Origin of the sequence: Mesorhizobium muleiense (assembly GCF_900099905.1) — a bacterium.
Lineage (GTDB): Bacteria > Pseudomonadota > Alphaproteobacteria > Rhizobiales > Rhizobiaceae > Mesorhizobium > Mesorhizobium muleiense.
Map to the genome: position 1 here is coordinate 408,388 of NZ_FNEE01000002.1, position 11,211 is coordinate 419,598.

12 protein-coding genes are annotated in these 11,211 nt (G+C 62.7%); 2 read left to right on the forward strand and 10 right to left on the reverse strand.

All coding sequences use genetic code 11. From position 1 onward, the window contains the following. Positions 1–4: 4 nt before the first annotated feature. Positions 5–1,270, reverse strand: coding sequence for a cysteine desulfurase-like protein (locus BLT09_RS05940; RefSeq protein WP_091591350.1), 1,266 nt, complete (start codon positions 1,268–1,270; stop codon positions 5–7). Between the two features lie 59 nt (positions 1,271–1,329). Beyond that, entirely contained in the window at positions 1,330–2,397 is a 1,068-nt protein-coding gene (locus BLT09_RS05945; protein ID WP_091591351.1) for an aldo/keto reductase, read from the reverse strand. A gap of 243 nt (positions 2,398–2,640) precedes the next feature. Between BLT09_RS05945 and BLT09_RS05950 the strand changes: the two genes are divergently transcribed. Further along, complete coding sequence (locus BLT09_RS05950) at positions 2,641–2,805, forward strand: hypothetical protein (protein ID WP_023798224.1); 165 nt, start codon at positions 2,641–2,643, stop codon at positions 2,803–2,805. Positions 2,806–2,849: 44 nt separating this feature from the next. Here the strand turns inward: BLT09_RS05950 and BLT09_RS05955 are convergent, their stop codons facing one another. Next, positions 2,850–3,356, reverse strand: coding sequence for a DUF1993 domain-containing protein (locus BLT09_RS05955; protein ID WP_091591353.1), 507 nt, complete (start codon positions 3,354–3,356; stop codon positions 2,850–2,852). A gap of 124 nt (positions 3,357–3,480) precedes the next feature. Here BLT09_RS05955 and BLT09_RS05960 point away from each other — a divergent pair, with 124 nt between their 5' ends. Continuing rightward, the gene (locus BLT09_RS05960) at positions 3,481–4,530 is read left to right on the forward strand and encodes a DUF1176 domain-containing protein (protein ID WP_091591355.1); all 1,050 of its coding nucleotides are present in this window, start codon (positions 3,481–3,483) and stop codon (positions 4,528–4,530) included. Here BLT09_RS05960 and BLT09_RS05965 read toward each other — a convergent pair. The 7 genes from BLT09_RS05965 to BLT09_RS05995 form a co-directional block, all read right to left on the reverse strand. Beyond that, positions 4,527–5,405 carry an alpha/beta hydrolase gene (locus BLT09_RS05965; protein WP_236473753.1) on the reverse strand — a complete coding sequence of 293 codons (879 nt, stop codon included), beginning with the start codon at positions 5,403–5,405 and terminating at the stop codon, positions 4,527–4,529. The two genes, BLT09_RS05960 and BLT09_RS05965, sit on opposite strands and share 4 nt — an antisense overlap. A 32-nt stretch (positions 5,406–5,437) precedes the next feature. Then, positions 5,438–7,060: an NTP transferase domain-containing protein gene (locus tag BLT09_RS05970; RefSeq protein WP_091591356.1), complete on the reverse strand. Its 1,623-nt coding sequence runs from the start codon at positions 7,058–7,060 to the stop codon at positions 5,438–5,440. After that, positions 7,057–7,761: an XdhC family protein gene (locus tag BLT09_RS05975; protein WP_091591358.1), complete on the reverse strand. Its 705-nt coding sequence runs from the start codon at positions 7,759–7,761 to the stop codon at positions 7,057–7,059. Before BLT09_RS05975 ends, BLT09_RS05970 begins: the two co-directional genes overlap by 4 nt. Before the next feature lie 240 nt (positions 7,762–8,001). Then, positions 8,002–8,340 (reverse strand): XdhC family protein, encoded by a 339-nt coding sequence (locus tag BLT09_RS05980; protein ID WP_091591359.1) that lies wholly within the window; start codon positions 8,338–8,340, stop codon positions 8,002–8,004. A 28-nt stretch (positions 8,341–8,368) separates the two neighbouring features. Next, positions 8,369–9,619: a vWA domain-containing protein gene (locus BLT09_RS05985; RefSeq protein ID WP_091591361.1), complete on the reverse strand. Its 1,251-nt coding sequence runs from the start codon at positions 9,617–9,619 to the stop codon at positions 8,369–8,371. 4 nt (positions 9,620–9,623) lie between these two features. Next, on the reverse strand, positions 9,624–10,553 hold the full coding sequence (locus BLT09_RS05990) for an AAA family ATPase (protein ID WP_027154199.1): 930 nt from the start codon (positions 10,551–10,553) through the stop codon (positions 9,624–9,626). 33 nt (positions 10,554–10,586) lie between these two features. Continuing rightward, positions 10,587–11,081, reverse strand: a complete 495-nt coding sequence (locus tag BLT09_RS05995) for a flavin reductase (protein ID WP_027154198.1) — start codon at positions 11,079–11,081, stop codon at positions 10,587–10,589. Between the last annotated feature and the right edge of the window lie 130 nt (positions 11,082–11,211).

An 11,211-nucleotide genomic window follows, 5' to 3' on the forward strand; every position in this document is an offset into this window, starting at 1 on the left:
CGCTTCAGAGTCGCTCCTGTCGCAGCATCGCGATAACGCGATGCACGCTCTCCAGCGTCTCGTCGATCTCGGCCGCCGTATTGTAATGGGCGATGCCGATGCGCACGACACCGTGCTCGGCTGGAATGCCGAGCTGATGGACGATCTCCCAGGCGTAGTTGTGGCCGGACCACAGGAAGATGTTTTCCGCATTCATCTGCCGCACGATCGTCTCCGGCACGATGCCGTCGACAGTGAACGAGACCGTCGGCACGCGCTCTCCGAACCGCGCCGGATCGGTGATGCCGTGGATGGTCAGGCCTGAAATAGCCGACAGCCCGTCAATCAACTTTTTCGTCAGCCTGTTCTCGTAAGCAGTTGAAATTTCAAACGACTTGCCTATCCTGGCACGGCGCGAACCATCCTCACTGGCGGCGGCGCCCAGCTCCGCAAAATAATCGATCGCGGCGCTCAGGCCGGCCATCAACTCGATCTGCGGCGTGCCGAGTTCGAACCGCTCCGGCAGAGCGTTGGACGAACAGCGGCATTTGTACGGTGTCAGCGCGTCGATGACATCCAGCCGGCCCCACACTATGCCCATGTGCGGCCCGAAGAATTTATAGGCCGAGCAGGCCAGGAAATCGCAGCCGAGATCCCTGACGTCGATCAGGCCGTGCGGCGCGAACTGCACGGCGTCGACATAGACCAGCGCGCCGGCCTGCCTGGCGATGCGGGTCAGCGCCTTCACCCGGTTGATCGAGCCGGTCAGATTGCTGGCGTAGTTCAAGGCGACAAGCCGCGTCCTGTCGGTGAGCAGCGCAGCAAGCGCCGCCTCCTCGATCTGCCAGCTCTGCTCATCGAAAGCCAGCCAGCGCACGACCAGGCCAAGATCTTCGGCGAGCTGCAGCCACGGCGAAACGTTGCCCTCGTGGTCCATACGGGTGAGGATGATCTCGTCACCGGGTTTCATCGTGCGGCCGAGGGTGCGCGACATGTGGTAAGTCAGCGTCGTCATATTGGCGCCGATGATGATTTCCTGCGGGCTTGCAGCACCGAGGAAATCGGCCATCGCCGCATGGGCGTCATCGACGATCTGTTGCGCCGCGATCGTGGTTTCGAAGAAGCCGCCGAGATTGGCGTTTGTGGTCAGCAGGCAGCGTGACACCGCGTCGGCGACCGCTTGCGGCACCTGCGTGCCGGCAGGGGTGTCGAGATAGATGCGGCGACGGCCCTTGTCGGTCAGCGACAGTGCCGGAAATTTCTCGCGCACGACCTCAATCGGAAAATTCACTTTTTCCCCCTCCCTACTGAAATCGTTTGGCAATCACACCTACAGAGCCGGAAAGCAGCTCACGGACACGGGTTGCCGACACGCTGGTGGATTGCATCGACCGCCTTCTGCATGTCTTCGCTCCAGACGACATCGGCGGAAGACAGCGCCATTTCGAGCTGCGGAAGGGTCGTCGCGCCGATGATGCTCGAAGTGACGAAGGGCCGGCTTGTGACATAGGCGTTGGCAAACAATGCCGGCTCCATGCCGAAAGTGCGCGCCAGTTCGTTGTACTCGAGCTGCGCCTCCGCGGCATTGGGCGTCTCGTAGCGCTGGCCGCGGTTGAAAAGCTGAGAACGCGAGCCTTGCGGCCGCGCGCCATGATCGTATTTGCCGGTCAGGTAGCCTTGCGCTAGCGGCGAATAGGCGAGCAGGGAAACCTGTTCGCGCTCGCAGACCTCGGCAAGGTTCACCTCGAAGCCGCGGTTGACGAAATTATAGGCGTTCTGCAGCGACGCCAGGCGCGGGCCGACGCCTTTGTCGGCTTCGCCGATAAACCGCATGACGCCCCAGGAACTCTCGTTCGACAGGCCGAAATGGCGGATTTTTCCGGCCTTCACCAATTCGTCGAAGACGGCGAGCGTTTCGGGAATCGGCGTCTCGCCGCCCGGTGCACCGGCGGAGTCTGCCCGCAGCGGCACGGCGCCGACGCGGTTCGGATTGGCGCCCCATGGCACCTCCCGTTCCGGCCAATGGATCTGGTAAAGGTCGAGATAATCGGTGTTGAGCCTGGTCAGCGACTTTTCGACGGCATCGAAGATGTCGGCGCGCACCAGCTTCGACGGGCGATCGCCGCGAAACCATTTGTTGGCGGTGCGGCCAACCACTTTTGAGGCGAGGATCACCTGGTCGCGGTTGCCCTTTGCCCTCATCCAGCTGCCGATGATCTTTTCGGTCCAGCCTTGTGTCTCCGCCTTGGGCGGGATCGGGTAGAGCTCGGCAGTATCGATGAAGTTGACGCCGCGCGAAAATGCCAGATCCATCTGGGCGTGGCCATCCGCTTGGGTGTTCTGCTGGCCCCAGGTCATCGATCCCAGGCAAATCTGGGAAACAAGAAGGTCGGTCCGACCAAGGCGGCGTTTTTGCATGGTAATTTCTCCGGCGGGAACTCTTTTGCGCGGCAGCGCAGGAAGGAAGCCGCAGCATACAGGAATGCGCGGGCTGTCTCCAACCCTGCCGCCAGTGGCCAGCGACTTTTCCGAGAGGCCGAAGCGGGGCGCTCGGCGAAGTCAAAGATCAGTGCGGCATGGCTGCCATGCTAATGCTGCACTGCACACTTGTCATTGTTTGCCTATATTGGGGCTCGGGAGGACCAACCAGGGGCTTGAATCATGGGTTTTCTCACTGAAATGTTCGCCCGTCCGCGTCCGCAGGAACATCTGCGCTACCGCGCCGCTCTGGCGCTGCTTCATTCGATGAGCAATGCCGACCGGGCCGACATCGGCATCAAACCAGCCGATTTTCCGCGCGTCGCCCGCGAAATGTCCTCACGTTAGTCACGGATATCCCGGCTCGACCGGGATATCTCCCTCGCCCTTCTTCAACGTGAACCCATGAAAATCGCCTTGCTCAGCGGCACGCCATTGTGGCGCAGGATGTCGTAGGCCGTGGTCACGTGGAAATAGAAATTGGGCATGGCGAGATGCAGCAGATACTGCATGCCGGCCATCGAAAATTCGCGCTGGCCAAGCTTCAGCTCGATCATTCTGTCATCGGAGCCGTCCATATCGGCAGCCGAGAATGTCGCCAGAAGGTCGACGGTCTTCGCGACGCGCGCCTGGAGATCGGCAAAGCTCGCCTCGTTGTCTTCGTATTTCGGCACCTCGCGACCGGCAAGCCGCGACGGCGCGCCCTTGGCGTGGTCGGTGGCGATCTGCACCTGCCTGGTCAACGCATACATGTCCGGCGCCAGCCTCGACGTCAAAAACACCTGCGGATCGATCTTGCGTTCGAGCGCATTCTGCTCGGCGATGTTCAGCACGTTGGATAGCGCCTTCAACCTGGCCGAAAACACCGGCACGGACGCTTCGTACATCGATATGGTCACGAGACTCTCCTATCCCGGCGGGAACGCCGACGGCGGCAGCTAGCGCCTCCGCCGGCGATTCTTCAAGCGTCACCGCGTCGCCGCAATCGCTATGATAGGATTTCCCATCCGGTGGAGATTCCCGATGAGAAGCGCCCTTTTTGCAGCGACCGCTTTTTTCTCCCTTGCCGTGACAGGCCAATCGGTGCTCGCCGCCGAAGCGCCTTATGTCGACGACAGGTCGGACGCCGAAGCGGTCATCCGCTCGTTCTACAGCGCCATCAACCGGCAAGAATTCGCGCGCGCCTGGGACTATTTCGGCGAAACCAAGCCGGTCCAGGATTTCGACGCCTTCGTCAAGGGCTATGACGGCACCGAAAGGGTCGAGGTCAAAACCGGTGGCGTGTCCGAAGACGGTGCGGCCGGCAGCATCTATTACAATGTTCCGGTCGCCATCCGGGCGACAGCCAAGGACGGCAGCGAAAATGTCTTTGCCGGCTGCTACACGCTGCGCCAGGTCAACGCCTCGATCCAGGAACCGCCATTCCGCCCGATCTTCATCGACAAGGGCGCGCTGAAACCGTCCAAGGCCGAATTCGAGGACGCCATGCCGGCAAGCTGCGGCGACGCACCGCCGCCGCCGAAGAAGGATGCGGCGCTGGAGCAAGCCAAGAAGGCGTTTGCGGCCACTTATGGCGACCAGTGCGACAAGGAAATGCCTGGCGGCGAGCCCTTGGCAGAGCCGGACGCCTACTCCCTGCGCTACAAGGATGCCGGCGCCGAGGCCGATCAGCCCGAACGCGAGACGCGGCTGTTTCGCTTCTTCTGCTCGATGGCTGCCTACAATGAGAGTGCCGTCTACTATGTCTACGACGATGTGTCAGGCGTCCGGCAGCTGCAGTTCGCCTCGCCGGAACTCGATATCCACTATGAGAACAACGATAGCGAAGGCAAGGTCGAGGCGATCAACGTCACCGGCTTCCAGACCGACGACCAGTTGGTCAATTCCGAGTATGACGACGCCACCAAGACGATCTCTTCGCTCAACAAGTGGCGCGGTGTCGGCGATGCCGCGTCGGCCGGCACGTATCTGTTTCGCAACGGCAATTTCTCGCTGGTGCAGTACGATGTCGACGCCTCCTATGACGGCGAGATCAATCCGCAGACAGTGGTGGACTACAACACACCGCCTTAAGGCGCCTTCGACAGCATCCAGTTGAGCGTGCCGCGCCAGTCGGTCATGCGGATCGGCGTGCCGTGCGTACCGGTCTCGAAGCGGACAAAGCGGGCCGGATAGGTTTTCGATTTGGCCAGGATCGAACGGAAGAAGGCTTCCTGTTTCTCGACCGGAAACACCGGGTCCTTGCTGCCCTGGCCAAAGAAGACCGGAACCCGGCGGCTGAAGGCCGGGCTCGAGAGGAAACTTTCATCCCACAGCGAACCGAGCAGCAGCAGCCCCCCGATGCGGCCGCTAGTATCCTTGCGGACGGCCAGCTTCCAGCACAGTGCGCCGCCCATCGAGCCGCAGGCGACGAAGATCTTCGCGCCCGGCGACCGTTCGGCATAGTGGCCGATCAGCGCGGCGATCTGGGCGGCACCTGTGTCGCCGAAATCGGAGAAGTCCGGCGACAGATAGAGGCCGCCATTGCCGGCCATCAGGTTCTTGATGCGGTTGAAATTGCCGCCGAAGGTGAAATCGTCGACGCCCTGCTTACGGCTGCCGCCCTGCCCGTGGAGATAGAGCACGATGATGCCGGCGCCTTGCGTGCGACCGACGGCGACGTGGCGGATATTGCCGGCGTCGGTCTTCAGCAGCAGATCCTGCTGCACCTTGCGCACACCGATGTCGACATACTGCGCCTGCGCGCGACGCTCCGGCACTTGGTCGCGGGCGTTGATATCGCGCAGCTCGCGATAGTCGACGACTGCATAGGCGCCCTCGGACGAGAGGATGGCCGGATAGGCGAACAGATCGTCTTTGAAGGGCTTGAGAACGTCAGCGTAAGCAGCGCAAGAAAACAGGAAAAATATTGAAGTCAGTAGAGCGCATAGCACGGTTCGAATAGCCATCCCTCAGGCATGCGTTTTTCGGCCCCGGTTTGTCAATCCTGCAGCACGCCGCCGGCGCCTTCCAGCGCCTCGGGGGTGTCGACATCGATGGACGCTGCCCTGCCGATCTCGACATCGATGACATCGAGCCCCTCGGCCTCGACCAGATGGCGCGCGCCGGTATCGCCTTCCAGATGAGCGATCGCCGCAAACAGCGAACGCGGCAGCAACACAGGGTTGCCTCGCTTTCCCTCATGCGAGGCGCGCACGACCGATCGGCACTCGAATTTGCGGAATGCATCGATCAGCCTGTCGAGGTCGGCTGATGCGATGCCAGGCATGTCGCCAAGCACGATCATGGCGCCGGCAGCATCGCCGCTGACCCGCGCGATGCCGGCCTTCAGCGATGAAGACAGGCCCTCGGCGAAATCCGGATTATCGGCGAAAGTCACATCCAGTCCCGACAACGCGGCGCGTACACGCTCGCGCTGATGGCCGGTGACGACGACGGTGCCCGAAGCTTTAGAGCCGAGCGCGCGCTCGGCGCTGCGGCGCACCAGCGGCTGGCCGTCGAACAGTGCCAGCAGCTTGTTCGGGCCGCCCATGCGGCTGGAGCGGCCGGCGGCCAGCAGCACGATATCGACCTTCAACTCGGCACCCTCAGACTTTGGCGCCGGCAGCGGCTCGCGCGGCTGTGGCCGGGTCGGGATTTCCATCAACAGACCGCCGACACCCATGCCGGCAATATCCTTGGCCGTCACGTCAAGACCGGCGATCAACCTGTCGAGAACCCAGTCGAAGCCGTTCTCCTTGGGGCTGCGGGCGCAGCCCGGCGCGCCGATGACGCGCTTGCCGGCAAGCGCGCCGAGCACCAGGAGATTGCCGGGATCGACCGGCATGCCGGCGCGGATGACGGTGCCGCCGGCCTTCTCGATCGCTGCCGGGACGACGTCGCCAAAATCGCTCATCGCCGAGGCGCCGAAGATCACCACAATATCGTTGTCACGCGCCAGCGAGCCCGCAGCCTCCGCAACGGCGCCAATTTCGTGCGACGTGCGGCGCTCGGCCGTCAGCCGGCCACCCGAGCGCGCCAGACGGTCTTCGGTGACCCGCAATGTCTTGTCGAGCACACTCGGCTTGATGCCGGGCAGAACCGTCTGGATGACGCCGACACGCACCGGCTGATAGGCATTGACGGCAAAGATCTCGCCGCTGGCGCAGAACCTTGCCACCGCATCGACCAGGGCGGAAGCAACGGCGAAGGGAATGATCTTCACGGTTGCGACCATCTGGCCATTTTCGACCGGTGCGTGCTGCGCCAGCGTGGCGATGGTGATGGTCGGATCGACGGCGTTGATGGCGTTGATCATCGCGGCATCGACCGTGAAGATACCGGCCGCCCGGGCGTGCAGATTAACCCGGCCGGTCGCGGCGGGCCTCGCCTCGACATTGCGATGGATCATGCTTTCGGCGATCTTTTCGGCGGCAGCGTCCTCGCTCAAATCATCGGGAGCAAGAACAGCCGCGACAATCTCCGAAATCCCTGCTGCCTTGAGCAAAGACACATCCTCGGCGCTCAGCCTGTGTGCCTTGCGCAAGCGCCGTTCTCCGGCCGTGGTGGCATGCGCCAGTACTGCGCCTTCGGCCGTATCTACGGGGATTGGCCCAAACTTCACGCCACCGCGTCCTTGGATTCGTGGCCGCGCGAACGAAACGCCTGGATCGCTTGCGCCAACACCGCCACAGCTATTTCGGCCGGGCTCGCCGCACCGATGTCGAGACCGATCGGCGCGTGGATGCGGGCGATCTGGTCGGCGGTCGCGCCCAATGCCAGCAGGCGCTCAACCCGCTTCGCATGGGTCTTGCGGCTGCCGAGCGCACCGACATAGAAGCAGTTGGCGTCGAGCGCCGCCTTCAGCGCGAAATCGTCGATCTTCGGATCATGGGTGACGGCGGCCAGCGCCGTATAGCTGTCGAGCGGCTGGCGCTTCAGGATATCCTCCGGCCATTCGGCATGCAGCGCGACATCGGGAAAGCGGTCTGCGGTGGCAAAGGCCGTGCGCGGATCGACGATCTCCACGGGGTAGCCGGCGATCCTGGCCATCGGCGCCAGTGCCTGGCTGATATGGACTGCGCCGATCACCACCAGGCGCGGCTGCGGCAGGTAGGCGTTGAGGAAGAAGGTTCGCCCTTCCGCCTCGACCGACGCGGAATTGCCTGAGCGAAACGCCTTGGCGATCGCAGCGCCCAATTCGCCGGCGACCTGATCACCCTCCCGCACGATGCGATCGCGGCCATCGCCGAGATCGGTGACCAGGATCACCGCGCGGCGGGCTCGGCGTTCGGCGTTCACTGTCTTCAGCGCGTAGGGGTCCATCGAAATTTCTCTTGTTTAAGCATGGTTCTTGTCGGCAAACCGGTTCCCACTTTGCGGGATCATGCTCTCTTGTTTAAGCATGATTCTTGTCGGCAAACCGGTTCCCACTTTGCGGGATCATGCTCTCTTGTTTAAGCATGATTCTTGTCCGCAAACGGTTCCCACTTTGCGGGATCATGCTTTCTTGTTTAAGCATGGTTCTTGTCCGCAAACCGGTTCCCACTTTGCGGGATCATGCTTCTAACCCAACCGCTCGACATAGACCTTGATGCGGCCACCGCAGGACAGGCCGACCTGCCAGGCGGTCTCGTCGGCGACGCCGAATTCCAGCATCTTGGCCTTGCCGCTGTCGATGACGTCGACCGCCTCGGTGACCACCGCGCCTTCGACGCAGCCGCCAGAGACGGAGCCGTGGAAATTGCCGTCCGCGTCGATGACAAGGTGGCTGCCGACCGGGCGCGGCGCCGAGCCCCAGGTCTCGACCACGGTGGCAATGGCGACATCCTTGCCGTCTTTCATCCAGCCTTCCGCGATGATCAGCGGATCGCGGGCCTCATCGAGATAAATGCTGTTATCCATCACCGTTTCTCCCTGAGAAAACATATGACTATGCTGCGTCTCTCGCGCCACCCTCAATCCATCTGCGTGGGTCGACGGAGCGCGCCGAAGTCTTGTCCAGCGACGCGCACAGGTCGGCGAGCGCATCGAGATTGTGCACCGAGCGGAATTCGTCGACATGCGGCAGCATCGCCTTGACGCCGCGGGCGCGCGCCTCGAAGCCGTCGAAGCGCAGCAGCGGGTTCAGCCAGATCAGCCGCCGGCAGGATTTGCGCAGGCGCTCCATTTCCTCCGACAGGCCGGCAACGTCGTCGCGCTCCAGCCCGTCGGTGATCAGGAGAACCACCGCACCCTGCCCCAGCACACGCCGCGACCACAGCCGGTTGAATTCGCCCATCGTATCGCCGATGCGGGTGCCTCCCGACCAATCCATCACCGCCGCCGAACAGTCGGCGAGTGCTGCGTCTGGATCGCGATGGCGCATCTGCCGCGTCAGATTTGTCAGCCTGGTGCCGAAAACGAAGGCGTGCACGCGCCGGCGCTTTTCGGTCAGCGCATGCAGGAAATGCAGGAAGATGCGCGTGTACTGGCTCATCGAACCGGAAATATCGGCAAGCACGACCAGCGGCGGGTGAACCTCGCGGGCTGAACGGAATTTCGGCAGGATCAGTTCGCCGCCGGTGCGCGCAGCGGAACGCATCATGGCGCGCGGATCGATACGGCGACCATGCGCATTAGACTTGAAGCGGCGTGTCCTGACCATGTCGAAGGGCAGCCGCAACGCGGCGATCGCCTTCTTGGCGTCGATCATCTCGGCGGCGTTCATCTGGGCAAAATCCTTGCCCCTCAGCACCTCGTTGCCGGAAAATGTGAAGCGGGCGTCGACCTCGATCTCGGGGATTTCCTGCGCCGGCTGGTTCTTCTGGTGGCCCTCGAACATCGCCTGGCTGACGCGGTTTTCGGCAGCCCGCGGCTTTTGCTTCTCTCTGATATCAGGCGCCACCGGCGAAAACATCGCCAGCATCTTTTCGATCAGCTCGTGCGATTTCCAAAACAGCCGGAAGGTTTCGTCGAAGGTGGGGTGATCCTCGTGCCGCGATACCAGCACGGCATGCAGCGTCCAGTAGAAATCGTCGCGGGAACCGATGCCGGCGGCCAGCACCGCCTCGATGGCATCCTTGACCGAGGCCGGGCCGACCCGCATGCCGGCTTTGCGCAAGGTGCGGGCGAAATAGACGATGTTATCGGCGATCCGCCCGTCCGGCGTGGCCTCTTTCGGTTCGGGACGCAGCGTTGCCATCGCCCTACTCCGCCGCCGAAAGCTCGGCCTTGACCTCGTTGAGGATGCGCCGGCTTTCGCCCTGCTCGATACGGGCAATGTCGTCCTGGTATTTCAGCAGCACGCCGATCGTGTCGGAAACGGTTTCCGGATCGAGCGCCACCTTGTCGAGTTCGGTCAGCGCGCCGGCCCAGTCGATGGTCTCGGCAACACCCGGCACCTTGAACAGCTCGATCTGGCGCAGCTTCTGGATGAACGAAACCACCTCGGCCGACAGCCGGCTGTTGGCCTGCGGCACTTTCCGGCGCACGATTTCCAGCTCGCGCTCGGCATTCGGGTAATCGACCCAGTGATAGAGGCAGCGCCGCTTCAGCGCGTCGTGGATCTCGCGGGTGCGGTTGGTGGTAATGATGACGATCGGCGGCTCCTCCGCCTTGATCGTGCCGAGCTCGGGCACCGTGACCTGGAAGTCGGAGAGGATTTCGAGCAGGAACGCCTCGAAGGCCTCATCGGTGCGGTCGAGCTCGTCGATCAGGAAGACCGGGGCGGCGCCCGCCTTGCCGGTCAGCGCGTCGAGCACCGGGCGGCGGATCAGGTATTTTTCGGAAAAGACGTTGCGCTCCATGTCGGAGCGGTCAACCTTGCCGGCCGCCTCCTCCATGCGGATCTCGATCATCTGCGCGGCGTAATTCCACTCGTAGACGGCCGAAGAGACATCAAGGCCTTCATAGCATTGCAGGCGGATCAGCCGGCGGCCGAGCGCTTGCGCCAGCACCTTGGCGATCTCGGTCTTGCCGACGCCGGCCTCGCCCTCAAGGAACAGCGGCCGATTCATGCGCAGAGACAAGAACAGCACGGTCGCCAGCGACCGGTCCGCCACATAGTCCGCGCCGGTCAGGAGATCGAGCGTCTCATCGATCGTCCGCGGCGTAGGGCGTGGTTTCAACCCGGTCATTCTCTCTCCGTGCGTGCGGCCCATCCAGAGCCTCTACAGAGCGTGATAGCCGCGGTCGTGATAGATCAGCGGCCGCAAATTATCGCCGATACGCAGGCCTGTCACCTTGCCAAAAAGCACACGGTGGGTGGCCAGATCCTTGGTATCGATCAGTTCGCAGTCGAACACGGCAAGCGCGCCCTTCAGTGTCGGCGCGCCGGTCGAGATCATATCCCACTCGGCGAGCGCGAAGCGTTCCTCGACGGGCAGGCCGGTGAGGCCGGAAAAGCCCACCGACAGCGCCTCCTGGTCCGAAGCCAGCGCGTTCAAGGCGAACCTGCCATTCTTCACGAACGGCTCGTTCTTGGGATTTTCGCGATCGAGGCAGACCAGGATGGTCGGCGGCGTGTCCGACACCGAACAGGCTGCAATGACAGTCGCACCGCGCCTGCCGGCGGAACCATCGGTGGTGACCACATGGACGTGACCGGCAAAATGGGCCATCGCGTCGCGATAGGCCTGCGGCCCTATGTCGTTCTTCTTCAGCACCGGCGATTTCCATTGGTTTGAAGCGAGATGAACCCAACCGTTATATATGGCGGCATATTGCATGCCACAAGCGAAGTGGTTGACACGCATCCTGAATTTCGCGTGTTGCGTGAAAGCTGACCAGCCTTTA